This window comes from Alteromonas sp. W364, assembly GCF_031846205.1.
Taxonomy (GTDB): Bacteria; Pseudomonadota; Gammaproteobacteria; order Enterobacterales; family Alteromonadaceae; genus Glaciecola; species Glaciecola blandensis.
The window spans coordinates 22,882-46,284 of sequence record NZ_JAVRID010000005.1 but is presented as its reverse complement, the minus strand read 5'-3'; the positions used below and the strand labels follow the sequence as shown (position 1 = coordinate 46,284).

General features: G+C 43.6%; 19 protein-coding genes. 8 read left to right on the top strand and 11 right to left on the bottom strand.

What is annotated here, in order from left to right; all coding sequences use genetic code 11:
• Window positions 1–39 precede the first annotated feature (39 nt).
• Together RM556_RS09285 and RM556_RS09280 are read right to left on the bottom strand one after the other, a co-directional pair.
• Window positions 40–3,183 (bottom strand): efflux RND transporter permease subunit, encoded by a 3,144-nt coding sequence (locus tag RM556_RS09285; protein WP_311374438.1) that lies wholly within the window; start codon window positions 3,181–3,183, stop codon window positions 40–42.
• A 2-nt stretch (window positions 3,184–3,185) separates the two neighbouring features.
• Window positions 3,186–4,403 carry an efflux RND transporter periplasmic adaptor subunit gene (locus RM556_RS09280; RefSeq protein ID WP_311361075.1) on the bottom strand — a complete coding sequence of 406 codons (1,218 nt, stop codon included), beginning with the start codon at window positions 4,401–4,403 and terminating at the stop codon, window positions 3,186–3,188.
• A gap of 160 nt (window positions 4,404–4,563) precedes the next feature.
• Between RM556_RS09280 and RM556_RS09275 the strand changes: the two genes are divergently transcribed.
• The 5 genes from RM556_RS09275 to RM556_RS09255 all read left to right on the top strand — a co-directional run bounded on the left by RM556_RS09275 (window position 4,564) and on the right by RM556_RS09255 (window position 9,039).
• Window positions 4,564–5,202 carry a TetR/AcrR family transcriptional regulator gene (locus tag RM556_RS09275; protein WP_311361074.1) on the top strand — a complete coding sequence of 213 codons (639 nt, stop codon included), beginning with the start codon at window positions 4,564–4,566 and terminating at the stop codon, window positions 5,200–5,202.
• A 149-nt stretch (window positions 5,203–5,351) separates the two neighbouring features.
• Window positions 5,352–6,368: an aspartate carbamoyltransferase gene (locus RM556_RS09270; RefSeq protein WP_311361073.1), complete on the top strand. Its 1,017-nt coding sequence runs from the start codon at window positions 5,352–5,354 to the stop codon at window positions 6,366–6,368.
• A 1-nt stretch (window position 6,369) separates the two neighbouring features.
• On the top strand, window positions 6,370–7,662 hold the full coding sequence (hemL, locus tag RM556_RS09265; protein ID WP_311361072.1) for a glutamate-1-semialdehyde 2,1-aminomutase: 1,293 nt from the start codon (window positions 6,370–6,372) through the stop codon (window positions 7,660–7,662).
• Between the two features lie 15 nt (window positions 7,663–7,677).
• Window positions 7,678–8,718 carry an adenylate/guanylate cyclase domain-containing protein gene (locus tag RM556_RS09260; RefSeq protein ID WP_311361071.1) on the top strand — a complete coding sequence of 347 codons (1,041 nt, stop codon included), beginning with the start codon at window positions 7,678–7,680 and terminating at the stop codon, window positions 8,716–8,718.
• A gap of 27 nt (window positions 8,719–8,745) precedes the next feature.
• Window positions 8,746–9,039, top strand: a complete 294-nt coding sequence (locus RM556_RS09255) for a hypothetical protein (RefSeq protein ID WP_311374437.1) — start codon at window positions 8,746–8,748, stop codon at window positions 9,037–9,039.
• A 45-nt stretch (window positions 9,040–9,084) separates the two neighbouring features.
• Here the strand turns inward: RM556_RS09255 and RM556_RS09250 are convergent, their stop codons facing one another.
• Window positions 9,085–10,014: a DMT family transporter gene (locus RM556_RS09250; protein ID WP_311374436.1), complete on the bottom strand. Its 930-nt coding sequence runs from the start codon at window positions 10,012–10,014 to the stop codon at window positions 9,085–9,087.
• A 198-nt stretch (window positions 10,015–10,212) separates the two neighbouring features.
• On the opposite strand from RM556_RS09250, the gene RM556_RS09245 reads away from it, so the two are divergent.
• Complete coding sequence (locus tag RM556_RS09245; RefSeq protein WP_311374435.1) at window positions 10,213–10,671, top strand: hypothetical protein; 459 nt, start codon at window positions 10,213–10,215, stop codon at window positions 10,669–10,671.
• A gap of 17 nt (window positions 10,672–10,688) precedes the next feature.
• On the opposite strand, the gene htpX is transcribed toward RM556_RS09245, so the two are convergent.
• From htpX to ggt, 5 genes are all read right to left on the bottom strand, one after another.
• Complete coding sequence (htpX, locus tag RM556_RS09240; RefSeq protein ID WP_311361067.1) at window positions 10,689–11,561, bottom strand: protease HtpX; 873 nt, start codon at window positions 11,559–11,561, stop codon at window positions 10,689–10,691.
• Between the two features lie 93 nt (window positions 11,562–11,654).
• Window positions 11,655–13,028, bottom strand: a complete 1,374-nt coding sequence (locus RM556_RS09235) for an FtsX-like permease family protein (protein WP_311361066.1) — start codon at window positions 13,026–13,028, stop codon at window positions 11,655–11,657.
• Entirely contained in the window at window positions 13,029–13,715 is a 687-nt protein-coding gene (locus tag RM556_RS09230; RefSeq protein WP_311361065.1) for an ATP-binding cassette domain-containing protein, read from the bottom strand.
• Window positions 13,715–14,656, bottom strand: coding sequence for a Dyp-type peroxidase (locus tag RM556_RS09225; protein ID WP_311361064.1), 942 nt, complete (start codon window positions 14,654–14,656; stop codon window positions 13,715–13,717). The genes RM556_RS09230 and RM556_RS09225 overlap by 1 nt, the downstream gene beginning before the upstream one ends.
• Window positions 14,657–14,660: 4 nt before the next feature.
• Window positions 14,661–16,355: a gamma-glutamyltransferase gene (ggt, locus tag RM556_RS09220; protein ID WP_311374434.1), complete on the bottom strand. Its 1,695-nt coding sequence runs from the start codon at window positions 16,353–16,355 to the stop codon at window positions 14,661–14,663.
• Window positions 16,356–16,577: 222 nt separating this feature from the next.
• Between ggt and RM556_RS09215 the strand changes: the two genes are divergently transcribed.
• Both RM556_RS09215 and RM556_RS09210 read left to right on the top strand, forming a co-directional pair.
• Window positions 16,578–18,083, top strand: a complete 1,506-nt coding sequence (locus RM556_RS09215; RefSeq protein WP_311374433.1) for a 5'-nucleotidase C-terminal domain-containing protein — start codon at window positions 16,578–16,580, stop codon at window positions 18,081–18,083.
• The gene (locus RM556_RS09210) at window positions 18,080–19,720 is read left to right on the top strand and encodes a GGDEF domain-containing protein (RefSeq protein ID WP_311374432.1); all 1,641 of its coding nucleotides are present in this window, start codon (window positions 18,080–18,082) and stop codon (window positions 19,718–19,720) included. The genes RM556_RS09215 and RM556_RS09210 overlap by 4 nt, the downstream gene beginning before the upstream one ends.
• A 7-nt stretch (window positions 19,721–19,727) precedes the next feature.
• On the opposite strand, the gene RM556_RS09205 is transcribed toward RM556_RS09210, so the two are convergent.
• The 3 genes from RM556_RS09205 to amt form a co-directional block, all read right to left on the bottom strand.
• Window positions 19,728–20,894 carry a histidinol-phosphate transaminase gene (locus RM556_RS09205; protein WP_311374431.1) on the bottom strand — a complete coding sequence of 389 codons (1,167 nt, stop codon included), beginning with the start codon at window positions 20,892–20,894 and terminating at the stop codon, window positions 19,728–19,730.
• A 30-nt stretch (window positions 20,895–20,924) separates the two neighbouring features.
• Window positions 20,925–21,743, bottom strand: coding sequence for a sulfite exporter TauE/SafE family protein (locus RM556_RS09200; RefSeq protein ID WP_311374571.1), 819 nt, complete (start codon window positions 21,741–21,743; stop codon window positions 20,925–20,927).
• Between the two features lie 318 nt (window positions 21,744–22,061).
• Complete coding sequence (gene amt, locus RM556_RS09195) at window positions 22,062–23,378, bottom strand: ammonium transporter (protein ID WP_311374430.1); 1,317 nt, start codon at window positions 23,376–23,378, stop codon at window positions 22,062–22,064.
• Window positions 23,379–23,403 lie beyond the last annotated feature (25 nt).

Below are 23,403 nucleotides of genomic sequence, written 5' to 3'. Positions count from 1 at the left end.
TTTTGGCACAAGTGTCTCTAAAATGCTTTTTTACTGTGTTTAAACTTGCACTGCCGACGTGTCTTTTAGCGCTTTTTTCTTCAACTTACGCTCTCTCACTCTGCACAACAACGCAACTAGGGTTGGGGTAAAGAATAGCGACAAGAGCACAGAAAAGCCAACGCCACCGGCTAAAACCACGGCAAGTGGTGGCCAAAAAGATCCTTCTGAGAACAAAAGAAGTGGAATTAGCCCACCGACGGTGGTAAACGTCGTAGATAGAATGTGACGGCTGCAACTCATGGTTTCATCAACTATGGCTGCGGTATCACCTGATTTCGCTTGTGGGTTTGCATTAATTGCAGCAATAACAACAATTGAGCCATTGATTGCCACACCAATTAAACCCGCGCTCCCCAGTAAAGGGTTGAAACCAACCGGTAAGCCAGACAACCATAAGCTGAACATACCTAGGCCCACGGACAAGATTGCGACAGCGCCAATCACCCCAGCGAAGCGAACACTGCCGAACGTGAGGATAAGTGTCGTAATCATTAACACGAGTAACACCGGCGCATAGGTCGCTAATTGTCCCAGAGCTTGTTGCTGTTCATCGGCGTCACCTGCCATTTTGATCCGATATCCTTTCGGCAATACTAACTCCCCACTTTCCAAGATGTCACGCAACTGATTGCTTGCATCTATCGCGGGAATGCCTGGTAATAAAAAGGCCTGAATTTTATTCACTCTGACCCCATTAATTCGCGTGATACCACTGATGCTAGGCAAGAGTGTAATCTCGCCTAAGGCGGCCACACCAACACTGGCTTGGTTTTGTGCAAGCAAAGTATTCATCAATGGCAATGCATCCAATTCTTGTGTACTAGCGCGTTGTTGATCCGACACGCGGACTCGAATAGGAAGTTCTTCTGTACCTTGCAGAACAGAGCCTCCTACCGTGCCTGTTAAGGAGGTTTGTAACTGTTGAGCAATGTCGTTTAGCGATAAGTGAGAAATAAACGATTCATTTTCAGACACATCAAAGTGCAGTTCAGACTCTCCTGTCGTAATTGATGCCGTAGATTGTGTGATGCCCGGCACCTTGGTCATCGCCAAACGTACCTTTTCACCCAAGGCGTTCAGTGTATCTACGTCGGGACCAAAAATATCTACTTCAATCGGCGCGGCAATAGGGGGACCTTGTCCAAAAGCTCTGACTACCACTTTCGCCTGAGGAAACTTATCTTGCAGTTCAAACTGCAGTTGAGTAATCATACTGGCAGCCGCACTCACGCTATCTACAGTTATTACCGCATTTGCAAACTCCGGCGAATTGTCTCGCGTCATCACCTGATTATAATAGACCGAAGGCGCGGATCCACCGACCAACCACGTCACCTGTTCAACCCGCTCCTTGTCACGAATATAACTATCCATTTCATAGGTCAGACTCTTCGTTCTTTCAATCGATGAGCCTGAGGGCAGCCAAACATACATCTCAAATTGATCTCTATCTGCACTCGGAAAGAACACATTCGCTAGTTGTTGTGACAACACAAAGCCCGACAAACAAAATACAGTGACTGAAGGAAGGACAATGAGTGGCTTTTTGATTGACTTGGCTAAGAGCTTTGAAAACTCGGAAGATACGCTTGGCAGTTGCAATCCACGTAAATACCAAGCGTGCTCTACTCCGGAATCTCTTGGCAGGAAGCGTGCAGCTAAAGCAGCAATAACTGTTAGAGAAATGGCTAAAGAGCCCAATAGTGCCATCACCACACTAATCGCAATCGGACTAATAAAGTCGCCAATGTTACCGTTCAAAAGAAATATCGGCATAAAACCAAGAACGGTGGTCAGCGTCGACGCAAGCAGCGGAGCAAACAGATGTCTCACACTCTTTTCAAGCGCTTGCAGCCGTGTTTTGTCTTGATCTAGTAGATTTAATCGAATTTCATCGGTGATTACAATCGCATTATCAATAAGTAAACCGATTGCGATGATAATACCGAAAATAGACATTTGATGAATTTGCTGATTGAAAAAGCTAAGGGAGAAAATCGCAAAAGCAGCACACAATGGAAGTGCTAAACCAACAATCCAGCTCGCTTTAGCTCCCATGAACAATAGAATGACTAACATCACCACCAAAGAACCAAGCAAGAGGTTTTCAGTCAATTCGGTCAATCTCGCTTCGGTGTAGGTGTTTTGTTCAAACACCATATCCGCTTGCACTGTACCCGCAAACTCTTCGTTAAACTCATCAACCCTCTGCTTGATAGCAGTAGTCCATTTATCTACCCTAACAGTCGTTTGCATTCGAGCGGCAACGAAAATCGTTCGCTTTCCATCAACAATGGCAATTTCACTTTCAGGTGTTTGCCAACCCTGCTCAATACTCGCGACATCTGCCAAGCGCAAATAACTGCTATCTGACGCTTGCAGAGGAATATTTGAGATAATATCAAGGCTTTCAAGTGGCTCAGCAACCTGAATTCGGATGCTCTTTTGTGATGTTCTTAAAACCCCAGCTGGCAATTTGGGATCGGCTGAGCGGATGCGCTGACTCACTTGTTCAATACTTAAACCCGCTGCGGCAAGGGCTTGTGGGTCGAGTGTTACTGTAATTTCTTCGTTGGGCTCGCCGTAAACTCTGACTAATTCTGTTCCCACCACATTTCTCATTCGGTCAACAAGCTCAGATGCTAAGCGGCCACTAACCGATAAAGGGGTTGTTTCGGGAATATCGGCATTCATAGAGACTAAAAGTGTAAAAGCAGTCGCTCCGCGCTTGTCTTCCAAAATTGGCTTGTTTACGCCTGCGGGAAATCGGGTAGACGCATTCTCGATGCTGTCTCTTATCTTCGAGAATATTTGCTGATTATTGCTATTATCAACCGTATCTTGGAGCTCTATTTGCAGAAACGAAAAGCCCGATTTTGAGGTCGATTTTATTTCTTTTATTTCAAACAGCTCACGAAGCTCGTCTTCCAAAACATCGCTCACCAAGGCCTCTACTCTTTCTGCTGATGCGCCTGGGTATGAAGTAAGTACTAACACATTACGTAGATCGATACGCGGATCTTCTAGGCGAGGGAGGTTTTGTACTGCAGACAAGCCAGCCACTAGAATAATGATAATACTTAGTACCAGCAAATGGCCTCGACGGAAAAACGTGGTATACCAGGGTGAAGAAGTATTCATCACTATCGACCCGTTACCGTTTTCACGCTGACATTGTTTACCGCTTGATTTGGGGTAAATCGTTGCAAGCCCGACACGATTAATTTATCGCCCTGCTCTATCGCACCAGACACAAATGCACGATCTTGTTCCATGTATTCAACCTGCACACTTCTTGGTTGCACAATCTGCTTTCCATCAACTTCGCTTACAATAAACAAAGTCCATAAGCCTCGTACACCATTTGCCAGTGCTGCAACAGGAACCCACGCACCAGTGTGTTGGACATCAACATCAACTGAAAGTGACACGATATCGCCCGGCATAATATATGTTTGTTCCAAGTCTACTGACTCTATGGCAAATACAGCGTCAATGGCTCGCGTAGCTCGATTTCGTTGCTTAGCGATGGAGCTTAGTCGCGAATTCAATACTTGGCCATTAAAGTTCAAAGGGTAAACCTCACCTATCTTTAAGGCCAAAGGTGAATTTGTTGGCAAGCCAATGCGTGCTTCGAGTCGTTGTTGGGAAAGGATTGAAAACACACCTTGGCCGCTGCTAACCACCGTACCAGGGTCTAAAATTTGACTCACCACTTGACCATCAAATGGTGCCTTCAGCGTTGACTTTTCAATTTCAACGGCCAGTCTTTCTTGCCTTGCTATCACCTCATTTACCGCCGCATTTGCGGCATCTAAGTTAGCTTCGGCTTCGTCTAAACGCTGTGAAGACTCTAATTTAGACTTTACTAATTCTGCAATTCTATTGTTAGAAAGTTTAGCAAGGTTCGCATCTGCTTGAGCTCGCGTCAATGCGGCCTCTAGCTCCTGTTGTTGCGCTAACAATCTTTGTAAATCTAAGCCAGCTAAAGCCTGACCTTTGGCAACTGAATCGCCTTCTTTCACATACAGTTCGTTAATGACACCTGATAACTCAAACCCGATCGTTGCTTGTGTTGCTGATTCGATTAAGCCATATACTTTACGTTGTTTACTGTAAGCGTTCTGAAGCATTATCTCCTGAACTTCAACACTGGCATTCTGCATCACCATCGACTCTGCTTCTGAAAATGCATTAGCGGTTTTTTCACCAGAAAAGAGAAGTAAGATAGCTAACAATGAAAAACTACCGACGCTCAGTAAGATCAGATGTTGGCGTCCGCTGCGACTGTTGGCGTTTTCTGCACTCTTCTCGCTTTTAGCACTTTCCGCGCCAGAAGCCTGTTTAGCTGTAGAACTCATAATGTATACATTCCAAAGATGAAAGAAGCGATGCCATAAGAATGAACTGTTAACGGCAAGAGCGTGCAATGCTAAACCATAAATACTAGACCGTCTAGTATGATTACTATTTTTATGCTAAATTGGTTTACTACGCACAATAGAAAAAACGAAAGAATGTATGTCTGAACAGATCGAAGTAAAACCCAAAGCCGTTGGTAGGCCTAAAAGTAATCAAAAGCGTAAGCAAATTCTGTATACCGCCAGCGAATTATTTTTGCAGCAGGGTTATGATCGAACCTCTATGGACGCGGTTGCTAAGGCGAGTGAGGTTTCTAAACAAACTGTATATTCTCACTTCAAAAACAAAGATATTTTATATACTGCAGTCATCGAAACGAAATGCGAAGAATATCGGATTGAAGAAGCGAGTATTTGTGTCGAAAAACAAGCCATTGAAGATATTCTTCAGAACATTGCGCTGAACTTTATCCAATTATTGAATGATAAACGAGTCATTGCTATGTACTCGGTAGTGATCGGCGAATCAAAATATAATAAGCATGTTGCCGAGTTATTTTATGATGCTGGTCCATTACACAGTGTTAATTTGGTGTCACAGTTACTGATGAAACACCCTAGCACGCAACTGAGTAATGCAGATGCCAAAGATGCCGCAATCGACTTCTTTAATTTGTTAAAAGGCGATTATCACATGCGCAGCATGTTAGGTTTAAGCTATGAACAAGACGAGGCTGCACTGCTCGAGTACGCAAGAAAGGTCGTCAAGAAAACCGCCCGATTATTAACGCTTTATTAGTCCCGTTCGCGGCACCAAGTTCTGGAATATGATCTTGAGCAATATAGTTGACAGTTTTCTGATGTTTTTGTCGAAATATCAGGATTTAAGGCTCACTTTTTTGGTAAACTCAGCCCCACTTCAAGATTGGGGACAAGGTAGCAATATCAGTGACAGCGTTTACAGGTAATCATGTGCTTGGTGTAGGTCAATTTGACCGCGCACAAATCGAGAAAGTTTTTCACGTTGCCGACAGTATGACTCCCTATGCGATGCGTCAAAAAAGGACGCAAGTATTAGATGGTGCCATTTTGGGCAATCTGTTTTTTGAACCTAGTACGCGAACACGCGTCAGCTTTGGTACAGCATTCAACCTGCTTGGTGGCGAAGTTCGAGAAACCACAGGCATGAGTAACTCAGCTTTAGCCAAAGGTGAGTCACTTTATGATACTGCACGAGTGCTCAGCGGTTATTCAGATATTATTGCCATGCGTCATCCTGTTGCAGGCTCGGTTGCCGAATTTGCCGAAGGTAGTCGTGTCCCAGTAATCAATGGTGGCGATGGGGCTAACGAGCACCCGACGCAGGCTTTACTCGATTTATATACTATCGAGAAGGAACGTAAGTCGCATGGTGAAGGTATCGATGGTCTACACATTGCCATGATAGGCGATTTGAAATTTGGCCGTACTGTGCATTCACTCTCTAAGTTACTCTGCTTATATCAAAATATTCACTTTACTTTGATCTCGCCGAAAGAGTTGAGCATGCCTAGTTATATTTGCGATATGATCACGAATGCGGGCCACAAACTGACGATTACAGATCAGTTTGAAGGCAGCAATAAAACTGACATTTGTTATCAAACTCGTATACAGGAAGAACGCTTTCCATCTCAGGACGAAGCGAATAAATATCGTGGCAAATTCCGCCTGAACCAACAAATTTACACAAAACACTTTCAATCTAAAACCGTCATTATGCACCCGCTTCCTCGTGATTCTCGTGCTGAGGCGAATGAATTAGATAACGACCTCAATTTAAACCCTAATCTCGCTATTTTCCGCCAAACCGACAATGGAGTGCTAGTGCGTATGGCGTTGTTTGCGCTAACGCTAGGTGTAGAAGATAAAGTGAGCGACTTCGACAGACCTGTTCACTGGTATAGTAATAAAGGCCAAAATTAATATGACAACACAATCCGAAAAACTGTTTGCCAGAGCGCAAATTACGATCCCTGGTGGCGTTAACTCGCCTGTACGCGCGTTTAAAGCTGTGGGTGGAACACCTCGCTTTATCACCAAAGCAGATGGCCCCTATATGTGGGATGTTGATGGGAATCGTTACATTGATTACATTTGTTCATGGGGCCCAATGGTATTAGGCCACAATAACGAAAAAATCCGTAAAGCGGTCATTGAAGCATCTGAATTCGGTTTGAGCTATGGCGCACCAACAGAAGCTGAGATCACAATGGCTGAGTTAGTCAGCAAGCTGGTACCTTCGATGGAAATGGTACGCATGGTGAACTCGGGCACTGAAGCAACAATGAGCGCAATACGCTTAGCTCGTGGATATACCAGTAAGAATAAAATCCTCAAATTCGAGGGTTGTTATCATGGCCATGCAGACTCACTGCTAGTAAAAGCGGGTTCTGGTGCATTAACACTGGGCGTTCCTAGCTCTCCAGGTGTGCCCGATGACTTTGCAAAGCATACCTTAACGGTAGACTTCAACGATCTCTCGTCAGTACAGCAAGCCTTTGACGAACATGGCGACGACATCGCTTGTATCATTGTTGAGCCAGTTGCTGGCAACATGAATTGTATTCCGCCCGTTGAAGGCTTTTTGGAAGGTTTGCGAGACATCTGCGACAACTACGGTGCGGTCCTCATTTTTGATGAAGTCATGACTGGTTTCCGAGTTTCTTTAGGCGGTGCACAGGCGCATTACAAGGTTATACCTGACTTAACGTGCTTAGGAAAAGTGATCGGTGGTGGCATGCCAGTCGGTGCTTTTGGTGGTAAGAAAAAAATTCTGACTCACGTTGCGCCAACAGGTCCAATTTACCAAGCCGGTACATTATCTGGAAACCCAATCGCAATGGCGGCGGGGCTTTCAGCACTGACTCAATTAGCCGAACCAGGTTTTTACGATAGCATTTTTGAGAATACTCGTATTTTAGCTGAAGGTATTCGAGATACAGCACACCAGAATAATATACCTATGAGCATAAATGTAGCTGGTAGTATGTTTGGAATATTCTTCACCGAAGAACCGAAAGTGACGAACTACAAGCAAGCCATTAGTTGCAATACAGAGCAGTTTAACCAGTTCTACCATGCCATGCTAAATGAAGGTGTTTATTTGGCACCAGCTTCTTATGAGGCGGGCTTTGTCTCGAAAATGCACACCTTAGATGTCGTTAATGCCACCATTGAAGCTGCTGACAGAGCATTCAAGCAAATCACTGCGAAATAAAAGGACTTAATAGACGTGTTGTATTGGGTCATCGGATTAACAACTTATGCGCTAGTGAGCACAGTTTTATGGGTGTTTTACTCCTATAAAGCCAAGCGTACTAAGCATAAGTTGCAACAATATTCCGATAACGAGAAACAGTCGTATCAGCAAAAAGCTGACCAAGCAATGCACCTCAATCATACCTTTCAAAAATTTGTACCAAGACAGTTTGTAGAGCATATTGCTAAGCAAGGAGCCTCTCTGGAGCTCGGACATGCCGACGAAGATAATGTTGCGATTATGTTTTGTGACATTCGAGGCTTTACTGGGCTATCAGAGAAAATGAAACCGCAAGAGCTCATGAATTTTCTCAATTCTTACTTTTTGCGGATGAATGCACCCATTCATGACAACAAAGGCTTCATCGATAAGTTTATCGGCGATGCTATTATGGCCTTGTTCGATAATCCGGAAGGTTCCGATTCAGATAAAGCACAAGACTCCATACGTGCGGCTATTGGACTGCGCCGCGCTTTGTTTCTCTACAACCAACACCGTGAGAGAAGTGGTTATAGTGCCGTGAATATCGGCATAGGTATCCACTTTGGTCCCGTCATCATTGGTACAGTAGGTTCTGACGATAGAATGGATACAACGGTTATTGGCGACAGTGTGAATATTGCACAACGTTTAGAAACCCTGGCGCCCATTTACGATGTTGATATAATTGTGTCAGACCAATTGGTTGCCACTACCGATTATGCTTTTGCATCAAGAACAATCGATTGGGTGAGAGTTAAAGGCCGCACAGAACCTCTGAAGTTAGTTGAAATACTCGAACACCTAGAAGATGATTTACAACAAGAACGGCTCGACCGCGCAGTCGCAATCAATTTGGGCCTAGAGTTACGCATTGAAGGCAAGTTACGTGAAGCTCTCGAAGTCTTTAAAGAGGCTCGAAAACTGTCTCCAAACGATCCCATCGTTAAGCATCATATTAAATGGACAGAGCATTTGATATTGCATGGCATTCCAGAGAACTGGGATGGTACGCTACAAATTGGTAGTGAATAGCTCACTCTAAAAGCTGAACGTTCATTAATGCAGTCTTTGGATCTGAGCTATTACAATGTTCAAGTGGAATGGGAAGACCCTAGCCTACAAAACTTTATCGATTATGTCGCTTATATGAACTCATCAAAAGGTAATGAAGGTATCACGTTGACCCATTGCCGTTTAAATTGGCGTGGTGCGGTATTTACCTACTTATATAAAGTCACGCAACTAAACGAAGATGAAGCGAAGGCAAAGAAAGACATGTTGGCAATATGGCAACCCAACGAGACTTGGCAAGACTACATCGATGAGGTTACCGAATTCTACCAATCCAAATAAGCGGCGATAGATTCGCCGTATAGTTTAGTAGCAGAGTGGAGTGACTTAAGCCTCCTTAACTTGCTTTTCACCCTCATTTTTTCTCATCATGATGCCCACAGCAACAATGATGAGCGTCAAGCCTGCGGCATGGTAAAGGGTAAACGCTTCCCCCAACCAAAAGACAGCAAAAACGGAAGTCATTGCTGGGCCGCATGTACCCACTATACTCGTTCGCTCAGGTCCAATTTTATGAATCGCTTCTGCGACTAATAAAGAGGGAATTACCGTACAGAAAAATGCCAAACTGGCTACCGCAATATAGCCCTCGTTTGATACAGACAGACTGCTGATATCTTGGCTTATCGAAAAATACACAAAGATAAAAATACTGGCCGCAAGCATCGCGACACTAGTAAACATCTGGCTACCTACTTTGGTCATAAGCGGTTTGCTCCAAAGCACATAAATAGCAAAGGCTATAGCACTCATAAACACTAAGCTGGTACCCAGAGCAACCTCTGCTCCTAGCGTGCTAAGGTCATGTCCAAATATCAGCAGAATTCCGCTATAAGACATACCAAGAAGTAGCCAAATATTTTTAGGAAGCTTGGTTTTAAAGAAAAAGAAAGACATCAATACAACAATCGTCGGGAAGCAAAACAGGACGACACGCTCAAGTTGGGCCGTGATGTATTGCAAGCCTAGTAAGTCCAGGTAACTTGCAACAAAATAGCCGAGCACGCCTAATGCACCAATTGGGATGACATTAGAGAGATAAATGTGTCGCTTGGGTTTATTACGCAGCCAGAGAAAGAGTATTAGGCCAGCGTAAAAAGGCAGCGCCATTAGCATTCGAAGTACAATCACTTGTTCACTTGAAAGCCCTAAGTCATAGGCGTACTTAATTACGATAGGCTTAAGTGAAAACAGCAATGTGCCAGCAAGAGCAAGCAATATTCCTGCAATGAGAGAGGGTTTAGCACTAGCATCCAATGTGTCATTACGCCTTATGATTATGCCTCGCGCACACGACCGCGCAAGGTTAAAGGCGCGTAGTTTATCATCTAAAGCAATACAGTTCTGTTGCAGCCAACAAAAATATTAAATTGAGTGCAGTTATGTTATTTTCCCTGTGCTGTCGATAAAGGATCGAACAGTGCATTTTCAACACTACTATAAATGGATTTAACGATGCCTTTACTCATTAAAAGACCTCTTCCTCCCGCTCATAAAAAAATTCTCACTGCTTGGGTCATTACGCTTGTCGGCTATATTGCCTTAACCTTTTTTACTCGACTTTCTTTTGATTGGCTAAGCTTGTCGACTATTTCAAACGCTTTCTTGATTTTATTGATTTGGACTGAATTTAAGCAACAAGATATGGCTACAAAAGTCGACGACGCGGTAGCGTATTTGCAGGTAAGCAATGGGAAAATAGTGCTTGGAGAAAAGCACTTACAAATTGAAAAAGTAAACAAATTAGTACTCGATATCCAAGATGATATTGCCTATTGCTCATTACCGTTTAACCAAGCAAAGCCGGGGGTCGTGCTGAGTTTTTGTTTTCCAAAAGAGCAGCTCGACGCCTTAAAACAGCATATTCAAAGCGCCTTACCTAAGGTCAAAATCATTGAAGAACACTCGGACTGAGCGCGTTAGTCAGCCACCTAACGCGCGTTCTTCAGTGCCTGAATACGTTCGTCTAAAGGCGGATGGCTCGCAAATATTTTCGACACTTTACCTGCATTAATAGCAAATGCGGCCATTTCCTCTGGGATCGCTTCTTCTGCGTTCCCACGTTTTAGTTTCTCAAGCGCCGCAATCATATTTTCTCGTCCAGCTAGTTTCGCACCACCAGCATCCGCTTTGAATTCGCGATAGCGCGAAAACCACATAGTGATTGCTGTAGCTAAGATGCCCAGGACTATCTGCATAACGAACGACACGATATAAAATGCGGGCCCATGTCCGCGCTCTACTTTAAAAACGGCACGGTCCACAATAAAACCGATCACACGAGACAGAAACACAACAAAGGTATTCACAACGCCCTGAATAAGAGTCAAAGTAACCATGTCTCCGTTGGCAACATGACTGACTTCGTGAGCTAACACAGCTTCAACCTCGTCCTTACTCATTGAATGCAGCAAGCCAGTACTCACGGCAACCAAGGCATTATTTTTGTTCCAACCAGTGGCAAACGCATTAGGTGATGGATGATTAAAAATACCGACTTCTGGCATGCCTATTTTCGCTTCTTGAGCTTGTTTCTTCACCGTATCGACAAGCCAACGCTCCGTTGGATTAGAAGCTTGTGCAATAATATGCACCCCCATGCTCCGCTTCGCCATCCATTTCGAAATAAGCAAAGAAATGATAGAGCCACTAAAGCCAATCACTGCAGAGTACACTAGTAATGCTTGGAGGTTGAGGTCTACGCCATTGCTAGCAAGAACACCTTCCAAACCGAGTAGACTAAAAACAAGACTTAACAACACCATTATTGCGATGTTGGTACCTAAAAATAGCAAAATTCTCATTGCGAAAACCTGTTTACCTGTTATACATCACAATATGATTACGAATACGACAAATAACAATGTTCAAGATAAAAAATATTTTCGAATTGAGGTTTATACCAGTCGAGCACTTTTGTAAGCACTGAAGCTAGGGACGAGTGCAATCAGAAAGGTTGATAACATAATAACACCAAGCATCACTGCGGTGTGTGCCGAGAAAATATCGACACTCAAGGCCATTCCATATTCTGCGAGCATAAAGTCTCTGCTGAGCCAAATACCAGAAACGATAAGGGCTAAGCCGCTGACACAAGCAAAGGCGGCAATGGTCAGTGCTTCTAGTTCAATTAACCAGAAAACAAAACTAGGTTTGGCTCCCATGACTCTTAGTACTGCAATTTCCTGCTTCCGTTCTCTTAGGGTTGCCAATAACATAGTGCAAAGACCCAAGAGGCTAGCAATGAGCACTGCGGCTGAAATTACGCGGAGCACATTTTCGACTGCGCCGACTAGCCTCCACAACTCAGCTAAAGCAACACCAGGGATAATGGCGGATAACGCTTCATTATTATATTGGTTAACTTGCCTTTGAACTTGCAACACAGCAATGCGAGACTGCAAACCCAACATAAACGCTGAAATTTGACTAGGTTCAAGCGCTAACTCTGCATGTTCATGATGAACGAGTGGCGAATCTGCCTGTTTTTGCTCATGCTCATGATGGCCATGCTCTTGCTCGTGATGGTCGTGGTCATGCTCATGCTGGTCGTGCTCACTTCCTTCGTGAGTCTGCGATTCAACTACTTTATCTGAAGCAGGCTTCTTCAAACTTGAACGACTTAGCGAGCGCTGAGGGGTTTGGTGTACAGCTTCTACCGCGCTTAAGCCTATATGAATGGCTTGGTCTACAGGAGTACCTGTCGGCTTTAATATCCCCGTCACCTTAAATGGATGTGCATCGTGGTGACTAAAACTAACGCTACCAACACCATGAGAAATAATGACCTCATCACCTAATTGATAGCCTAGTTTGTTTGCTACATCGGCACCTAGGACTAAATCAAAGGTGCCAGCAAAACGTTGACCATTGGCGAACGCCAAACTGCTTTTATCACCAAAGCGATAATGTTCAAAATAGGCGTTGGTTGTACCAATCACAGCAAACCCTTTATGTGAATCACCTAATGAGAGCGGAATTGACCACTTTACTTGTGGTTTTTCGATGATCTCTTGGTAACTTTCCCAACTCACTGCATTTGCGTTCGCCCCGACCCTAAATACAGAGCTAAGAAGAAGGTTGATAGGCCCTGTTCGGCCACCTACAATCAAATCGACACCAGATACAGTGCGATAAAAGCTTTGCTTTGCTTCATTGCGAATATGTTCAATGGAAATCAACAAGCAGACACTCACTACCAGAGCAAAAAAGGTAAGTAACACGCTCACTTTGCGATTCAAGAGGCTTTGTTTAGCGACTCTAAATCTCATTTACTTCGCCGCCTCATTCAAGTCTGGTAAAGATTGAACCCGGTCAAAGTATGTGGACAAGCGCTTATCATGGCTAACAAATATGAGACTCGCCTTGCAAGAATGAACAGTCTCTAACAGTACATCCATAAAAGCACTTGTCGCATCCTCATCTAGTGCAGAAGTTGGCTCATCAACAATCATCAAACGGGGAGTGTTTATGAGTGCGCGAGCGATTGCTATTCGCTGTTGCTGGCCTACGCTCAGAGCATCGGCGCGTTGATGTAATAAATCGAGTGGGAGTTGTAGCTTGAGTAGCAGTTCTGACGCGTGTTCCTCAATACCAACACTGTTGTCGTCCATATTTTTTGAAAAATAGCACGCCAATTTAATGTTATCGATAACCGATAAATAAGGTACAAGGTTAAACTGCTGTAGCACCACACCAATATGTTGTGCGCGATAACTGTCTCGCTCGCTAGGTTTTAAACTAGAAATAAGCGTTTCGTCGATTGTTATGCTTCCCTCATTAGGAACTAATAAGCCTGACATCAAACTCAATAATGTACTCTTGCCACAGCCTGATGGTCCATATAAGAATACACGTTCTTGCGTTTTCACTTGCCAGTTTTCTATTGCTAAAACAGGCTTTCCAGCATCATAAGCAAAACGAAGTTTATCTATTTGGATAGCAAGAGGGGCGCTCATCAAAAAGGTACCTTACCATCTTCGTATTCTTTTGCAGCACGCTTGATAAATTGAATAGAAGGAGCGAAAAACGCGGCGCCTGTTTCTGCATTTGAATAATCTAAGAGTCGGTCGTAGTGCCCTAGTTCATCACCAAATACGCGGCTATGCAGCATTTCTCGGAATGACTTACTATTGTTGGCACAACTCACAAAAAACAAGCCCTGCATCAGCATATCACCGTAGGGCATACTTTGCTTCAATAAGCTAGGGTATTCACCTTGAGGACCGGTCAGTTTCGTCCTAAACGTATGAGAAGACCGCCCGGTATCGACCAATGGTAGATTGTGTTCTTTGGTTTTCCCCATAATAGCTTCTTGACGACGTAAGGCTAAGGCATTCCAACGCGTCATATCGTGACGATAACGCTGAATGTGAAGATAACTACCACCTTTGAACTCGGGATCACTATCACCCACAATGGCAATATCAAATTTCTTCATTCCTCGCGGATTGTCTTCATTCACCATGAAGCCGGTAAGGTCTCGTCCATCTAGATAGCGAAACGCGCTCACTTGCTCAACCAACTCTACGTGCACTCTTAAAAGGTCGAGTACTTCAATACCAATGGCATGACAGATGTCTAAACGGTCAGCGCGGATTTGAATATATAGGTCACATTGCAGTACAGGTGCGCAACGGTCTTCACTCTGCATATCGGGAAATGCATTGAGTTCTTGGGGACGACTAATTGGATAGAGCTCTGACCAAAAGCTGGCACCGACACCGATTACGCCAGACACCATTGCCTCATAATGCTCGTCATCGAAATGCTCAAACAGATCGAGCAAGCGCGAAAGCTTCTCACGAATGGCTGGAAAGTCATCATCAACCACATTAAACAACAGGTATTGGGCGTGCAGATTTGGCTCTGCACAAATCCCTTTTTGCGGTTGACTCATTTACTTAGTATCCTGCGGCTTGACCATCTTTTCTCGTTTCCGATGCACCATAGTACACTTTATTTTTATCGTCTAGCATAATAGCCTGATAGCCACCGAACGCACCGGAGACATCTTTAATGGTGTGTCCCATCTTCAACAGCTCACGTCTCGTCTTATGCGAAAAACCAGACTCTAAGCTAACAAAGCCGCCATCTACCATGACATCTCCCTCAGGAGAGCTGGAACCTGTATGCAGAATACGAGGTGCATCGCCCGCTTCTTGCAAATTCATACCAAAATCAATCATATTGATAATAATTTGAGCGTGCATTTGTGGTTGCGTACCGCCACCCATCACACCGAAACTCATCAGAGGTTTGTTATTTCTAGTGACGAATGCAGGAATGATGGTATGAAACGGACGCTTGCCTGGCTCCAAACTGTTAAAGTGGTCCTTGTCTAAAGAAAACATTTCACCCCGGTTCTGCAGAACAAAGCCTAAATCGGTGGGTATCATACCCGAGCCCATGCCTCGGTAATTACTTTGGATCAAAGATACCATGTTGCCTTTGCTGTCAGCGACTGTTAGGTAAATCGTGTCACCGTCATGTTTGCCAGCATCAACACGCTTTGCCGCAGTGTTTGCATCAATCAGCTTTTGACGCTCAGCTGCGTAATCTTTTGAGATTAACCAGTCTACTGGGATCTCATTAAAATCGGGATCAGCATAAAATTTAGCTCGGTCTTCAAACGCTAACTTTTTCGCTTCAACAAAGGTGTGAACAAACTCAGCACTATCACGTCCCATGCTTTCCAAATCATAGAGTTCAAGTAAATTGAGAATCTGTAGAGCAGCAATACCTTGTCCATTTGGTGGTAACTCCCACACATCGTAACCACGATAATTGGTCGAGACAGGCTCTATCCATTCCGACGTATGGGTAGCAAGATCTTGATAGCTCAACAAACCGCCCTGATTCTGCATAAAACCACCAATCGTGCGCGCGATATCACCTTTATAGAAGGCATCGCGCCCGCCTGTTGCTATTTTTTCGTAAGTAGCTGCTAGGTTGGGATTTCTAAAAATTTGGCCTTTCTTTGGCGTTTTACCATTGATAGTGAAGGTTTCTTCAAATCCAGGGTACTGGCCAATACGCTTCTGATTCATTTCAAAGTAGTAGGCAATTAACTCTGAAACAGGAAACCCGTCTCGCGCATATCGAATAGATGGAGCAAGCAGTTCTTGCATCGACTTAGAACCGAAGCGCCCATGTAGCTGATACCAACCATCCACTGCACCCGGCACAGAAACGGGTAAAGGGCCAAACGCGGGAATACGATCTAAGCCTTGCTGTTTAAAGTAATCGATAGTTAAGCCTTTTGGCGAACGGCCTGATGCATTTAATCCGTATAGCTTTTGTGATTCTGCATCCCAAACTATTGCAAATAAATCACCACCGATACCGCATCCAGTCGGTTCTACCAAACCAAGCATTGCGTTTGCTGCGATAGCAGCATCGACAGCGTTTCCGCCAGCTTTAAGTACATCAATGGCAACTTGCGTGGCCAAAGGTTGGCTAGTGGCTGCCATTCCGTTTTGCGCAATGACTTCTGAGCGGGAAGCAAAAGGTTCGCCAGTCACTCTATCGTAGGCACCGACAGAGCAAACCATACTGGTCATCAGGACGATAGCGGAAAATTTTAGAACTTTTATCATGCTGTACTCTTATTTTTCTAGTTATTTGAACACTTTAATACAGTGTACCCGCGTTTTAGACCACTGCCAAAAATATCCACAATTATTAAACGTTTTAGCATTCAAAACATAAAAGTGACTTAAAACTAAAGCATAATTGCAACAATCGTCGATTGTGTTTACTCTATAGCCATGAAAGCACCTCTCATATTTACTAAAAATATCCAAAAAAAGTCTAGTTATATGAACTTAAAAACGATTGCTAGCCTGCTGTTATTATTCAGTTTTTCACGCTTTTGCTTTCCTCAGTCAGACACCTTAACCATCTTATTCGCTGCAGACATGCCCATTATTGGGCAAAATGAATCGGGAAGTTATGCCCAGCTAGCCACCGCGGTTAAACAATATCGCGCCGCACAAGCCGATACCTTATTCCTTTTCGGCGGAAATAGTTTAGGTCCCAGCCCAATGTCGTCATTTGATAGCGGTTCGCATATAGTCGATTTGCTCAATAGTATTGAACCCGACGCAATGGGCGTTACTAAAAGAGAATATAGTTACTTTGAAGAACAGCTATCGCTGCGCTCCTTCGAAGCTGTTTTTCCAATGGTCGCTAGCAACATTTTCGATCCACTTCAAAACTCGATGCAAAACGGACTCATGAAGTCAGTCACCATAGAACGCGCTGGAATAAAAATTGGCATCATGGCGGTGGTCGATCCCTTGGCTAAGCAACAATATTTGCTAAACAGAGTGGTTGTTGAAGATATTTCAACAAGCGTTACTCAAGAAGCTGAAATATTGCGACGTGCCGGGGCTGAGTTAATTATCGTGATGCATGGAAGTTTGTTTCCCGAACTCGATGACTTGCTGGAACGTAAGGTTGTTGATATTACCCTATCAAAAGATCATTTCGCGCCAGAGCGCGAGATAGAAAAGTCGAAAAATATCGATAACAAAATACTGATTACTGAAGCTGGAGATTTTGCCTTACTTCAGATTTCAAAACAGAGTGACGAATCAATTGATATTCAATGGCAGCGACAAACCTTGAGTCGCTTTGCACTGGATCCAGACATTGCTAGCCTAGAATTAGATTATGTTCAGCGTTTAGACCGACTCATGAATCTTCCAATTGCTACCGTGAAAAAGGGATTCAATACCTTTCGTAATGCCACCAGAAGTTCAGAGAATGAATTTGCTAATATGATCACTGACGCAATGTTGGACTACACCGATGCAGACATTGCGATTATAAATAGCGGTGGCATTAGAGGTGATACTGTATATGCTCCATCTCATGTTTTTACACGAAAGAACTTAGTCAGCGAACTCCCTTTTAGAGCGGGGATCGTCACAGTACAAATATTGGGTCAGGATCTACTAGAAGCCTTAGAACTGAGTGTTTCTGAATTTGACTACAATAAAGGAAGGTTCCCTCAATTGAGCGGTGCAGAGATGATTTTCGATAGCTCAAGACCTGCTAACAGTCGAATGCTTAGCATCAAGATTCAAGGAGAAGAGATCCAAGCAGACAAATTATATACCCTCGCTACCACTGACTATCTGTATAACGGAGGCGACGGATACACTGAATTTGCTAATGGTCAGCTTATTGAAAACTCACAGAATGAGCGGATTATCTTGTCAGACCTAGTGTTGTATTCAATTTTACAAACAAAGGTGATCAGTGTTGAGAAGCAGAACCGTATAGTCAACGCGGCTAAGCTAAAAGGTGCTGAACAGTGATATCAGCTAAAAAACACAATAAATCTCAGAAACGCTTTTCATTAAACAAAGTGTTCACAAGTGCTTTCAGTGTTTTGTTCCTCATTTTCTTGTCTCTAACGATCTCGGTTTACTATCAATTAAATACCTTTAGAGCAGCCTTAGAATCCTCACTACTTGATTCAATACCGACAATCATATCGTTCGATAGTATTGCGAATCGCAGTGAAAGGTTAGTTTTCTATACTGAAAAGCTATCTACCGCAGATAGCCACCCCGCCTTGCGGATTGCGAATAAAAAAATACAGAGCGAGCTCAATCAGATCGAAGAACAATTGCGCGCTGCAAAGCTCGATGAGGTAGTGTTAAAAGAATATGAAGCAATCAAATTTGAACTAGATGAACTTGACGACTTAGTGACACTTCGTTTGGAAACAAATCAAAAAGCCAGTGATGTTGAGCGTAAATTGTATGCCTTATTTGACGAGGCAAAAGCATTGTCGGCCACGATATCAAAGGCAACTCGCACATCTTCGTCATCGTGGTTTGAAGAATTCTCCCAACTGACCATCATGTCGGCCAACCTAATGAGTGCTGATAAACTCAATCAAATTCGCAAATCTAGTCAGAAAATCAGAAACAAGTATGCTTACATTCAAACGATACAACCTGCGTATCTTGGAGAGAGATTGTCTACATTGAATGCAGACTTTCAAGACATCGTTCTTGGCGAACAGGGTTTAATAAACCTCCGTGTAAAGCAGCTTCGAATAAAAGGACGAACCACTGGTAGGGGGAATTTTACAGAAAAGCTAGTGAGTGATTTTGCTCGAGCATTGAACTTTAAAAGTGCGGTCATCAATAAAAAAATTCTAGCAAATGCCCAAAATGAAAAAGAAACTATCGACTTGCAAATTCGTCTATTAGGCTTCTTTGTGTTTATCTGTATTGTATTGTTTGGTTTTATTGCGTGGCAATTAAGACAGCGAGTCATCGTCCGCTTAATAGGCCTCAACAACTATGTATCTCAGTTTGATAGAAAATTTTTAAACACCAAATTAAAAGATGAAATCAGCGATATTGCACTTACCTTCGACAGTTATGTCGACACCATTGAGCAGCAAAAGAAAGAGCTTTCTCAGTTGGCCATGCAAGACGGCTTAACCAAAATAGCCAACCGTCGTGCGTTCGATAAACTATTCCTAAACACTTTCGATTTAGCAAAACGAAACAAACAAGCACTGTCAATTCTCCTCATCGATGTTGATTTTTTTAAGCTGTATAACGATGAATATGGCCATATCAAAGGTGACGAAGCCCTCATAGCCGTCGCCACTACGCTCAAACAAAGTCTCAAAAGAGAAGTCGATTTAATAGCGCGTTATGGCGGCGAAGAATTTGTCTGTCTGTTGCCCAACTGTGATCATGAGGGTGCTTGTAAGGTTGCTGAGGACCTTAGGTTAGCAATAGAAACGCTTAAAGAACCACATAAAAGTAGCAGTGTTGCAGAGCACATTACTATCAGTATTGGTGGTGCGACTATCTGCAATACCGAAGTGAGCTCGATTAGCCCTCAGTTTATGCTTAAAGAAGCAGATATCGCCTTATATCGAGTTAAGAGCAAAGGACGCAATGCCGTTCAAGTTTCTCGTTTATAAGTGACTATTATGTTGAACGAAGTGTTTCCTCTAGTGCTCTTGGCAATGCATCGACATATTTTTGGACATCTTCCAGCAAGCCCATACTAACCCTAGACCAGTTTTTGTAGTCTTGATATATCCCGCGTATTAGCACATTTTGTTGTGCCATTCTTTCACGAAAGATATCAGCATTGCCTTGACCCAAGTCGACAAATACAAAACTGGTTTGTGAAGGTAAAGCATATAGTCCATTTGCTTTGACAGCATCGTTTACCATCTCTCGGCCTTCAATAATTTTTGACTTAGACATTTTCAGGAACGCTTCGTCATTATAGCTTGCAATTGCCGCCGCGAGGCCAGCTTGATTCATTGCATAGCCTCCTAGTCCAAATCGAGTAATTTGCTCTACCAACGCTTCAGGCGCCATCATATAACCCACTCGCATACCCGCCAAACCATATAGTTTTGAAAATGTTTTAGCGATAACCACGTTGTAGCCTTCTCTGACCAACGACACCATTGAGTTTTCAGCTGGCATATCCGTCACTTCATTATATGCTTCATCTACTAATACCAAGGTCTTCTTCGAAGCTTTTATACAAAACTCTCTAAGCTTCCTTGCATCAGTAAGCATGCCCGTAGGGTTATTTGGATTCGTTACTTGAACCATTGCTACATCGTCGTCAATTGCAGCATATAAGGCATCTAGATCAATGCTAAGATCACTTGTTTTAGCAATACGTTTTATCTTGTCTCCACCGGCCCTCTCCGGCGCTCTAGCTGTCGTATCCCAGAACAAATCTGGACCTAATATCTTGCCAGTTTGAGATGCCGCGATAGCCGCATACGTCAATACACCGCTAGATCCGGAGCTGAGAGAAATATTTTTAGGGCTAAGGCTATTCTTTTCCGCAATCATAGAAACAAGGTAACGATATGGCTCGCTCGCATAATAAGCTCCTTTCGCACTCGCCAAAGCCATTTGTTCTAGAGCCGCTTTACTGGGACCATATGGATTCTCATTTGAATCAAGTTTAGCAATACCAAGCTTTGGTCCATAATGTAAGCCTAACTTTTCGCTATTCGTGGACAGTGCATAAACATTGCTGCTGGCACAGGCGCCCGCAATTAACGCCGTTGCCGTTGCTACCGAACCTCTTAAAAACAAACGTCTACTTATACTATCATTCATTCCTTCACCTTTTTTATTGAGTAAGTTAGTTCAAATAACTTTGTAAAACATAGAAAGAGCAACCACTACCAAATACAAGCCAAACAAGCGTTTCAAATGAAACTCGTTCAGGCTATGTGCCAGCTGAGCGCCAAGTGGTGCGGTTACAATAGAAGCCAAACTAATCGAAATAAGGGCTGGTATATTGACGTAGCCGAGTGTGCCATAGGGTAGGTTTTCTGAGCCCTGCCCCATGAATAAAAATCCGAGCGCTCCTGGCAGGCCAATGATAAAGCCCACTCCCGCTGCAGTTGCGATAGATTGATGGACTTGTCTGCCACATATCGTCATTGTCATCACGGTTATAGTGCCACCACCGATCCCCAGCAACGCAGAGAATCCTCCCAAAAAAGTGACTAGGCCTGCCCGAATAAACCCTGTTGGCATGGATAAAGAGGCAGACCGGAAAACAAACATGTGTGGAAATAGGAAATAAATCGAATAAAGTAAAACGCCACTGGCAAATACAAAGACCAAAACCTCACTTGTTGTAGATGACGCTATCACTAGACCAAAAATAACGCCCACGATGAGCCATCCTGTCCATGCCTTTAAAACGTCGAAGTCAACTGCGCCTTTGCGTTTATGCGCTTGCACCGAGCGCGCACTGGAGATGACAATTGATGCTAAAGATGTACCCACCGCAACCCGCATAATGTCTACACTAGATTCAGAAAAAAGCGGAAAAACAGCTAGCAGCACTGGTACCACAACAAATCCACCGCCATTACCAAATAAACCTGACGTGATTCCTGCTATGGCGCCAGCCAGTAAGAGGGTCGCTACAAATAAAACGATATCTATTTCCATCACACGTTAAACCGTTATCGCTATTTATGTAGAATAAGGTAACAAAAGCAGAATTAGTGCCAGAATAATTATGTATATTAATCATGCAGATACAAATTTTCATGTTTATGAAATGCACTGAACTGGGTAGGGCTTGCTGATTTTTTGTGCAAAACAAAAAACCCCAGTCTACTCAGTAAGCTGGGGTTTTGCGTTAATGTGACATTAACTATTGGTATGTATTTGTTTTTATTTTCACACCAATGGGTGCATCCTTACTACGTCCATGTGTTTCCCTGATAAGAGTTGGCGATCCTTAGCCAACTCCTTTTAGCTGTCTTATGAACGACCGCTGGTGAAATCTGGATAGGCTTCCAAACCACACTCGCTGATATCAACACCGTCGTATTCTTCTTCTTCGCTTACACGGATGCCCATGATAGCTTTCAGAGCTAACCAAACGACTAGGCTAGTAAAGAATACCCAAACAAAGATAGTGAGTGCGCCAACCAATTGCCCAACAAACGTGGCACCACCGGTTTCACCAGCGACAACATCAACAGTAAGTGGGTTAGTAATCGGAACTAGCAATAGACCAAGTAAACCGACAGTACCATGCACAGAGATAGCACCGACTGGATCATCAATTTTAAGCTTATCAAGCGCAAGGATACTTCCTACTACCAACGCACCACCTAAAGCACCGAATAAGGTTGCTTGTAAAGCAGTTGGTGTTGAAGGTTCAGCAGTAATGGCCACCAGACCAGCCAATGCACCGTTTAGCGCCATGGTTAAGTCAGCTTTACCAAACAATATACGAGCTAACAATAGTGCAGCAACTAAGCCACCTGCAGCCGCCATGTTCGTATTCATGAACACGACTGCAACAGAGTTTGCGCTATCAACACTAGCGGTCGCAAGCACAGAGCCACCATTAAAACCAAACCAACCCATCCATAGGATGAATGTACCTAAGGTTGCTAATGGTAAGTTAGCACCTGGAATCGCATTGGCTTTGCCATCTTTTCCATATTTACCTTTACGAGCTCCAAGTACCAAAACACCCGCCAAAGCTGCTGCCGCGCCGGCCATATGAACAATACCTGAACCTGCAAAATCTGAGAATCTAAATGCTGGCATCCAATCTGCGGCAGCATCTTCTGGTACAGGAGCACCAAGATTAAACATACCAAAAACATCAGCCCCACCCCAAGTCCAAGAACCAGACATTGGATAGATTACTGCGGTAAGCACAACTGCAAACGCTAAGAAAGCCCAAAGCTTCATACGCTCAGCAACGGCACCCGATACAATAGACATTGCTGTTGCAACGAAAACAACCTGGAAGAAGAAATCAGCTGAAGGCGCGTAACCTGCAGGCTCTTCTGCGCCAGTTACACCATCGCCAGTGATATCTTTAAGGAAGAAACTAAAATCGTCACCGCCGTACATGATGCTATAACCACAAATCATGTACATGATGCACGATATTGCATATAGCGACACGTTCTTGGTTAAAATTTCTGTGGTGTTTTTAGCGCGTACAAGACCCGCTTCTAACATAGTAAAACCTGCAGCCATCCACATAACAAGTGCGCCGCAGATTAAGAAATAAAAGGTATCTAGTGCATACCCAAGTTCGAATGTGATTTCCATTTTTGTACTCCGATTATCTAACTGC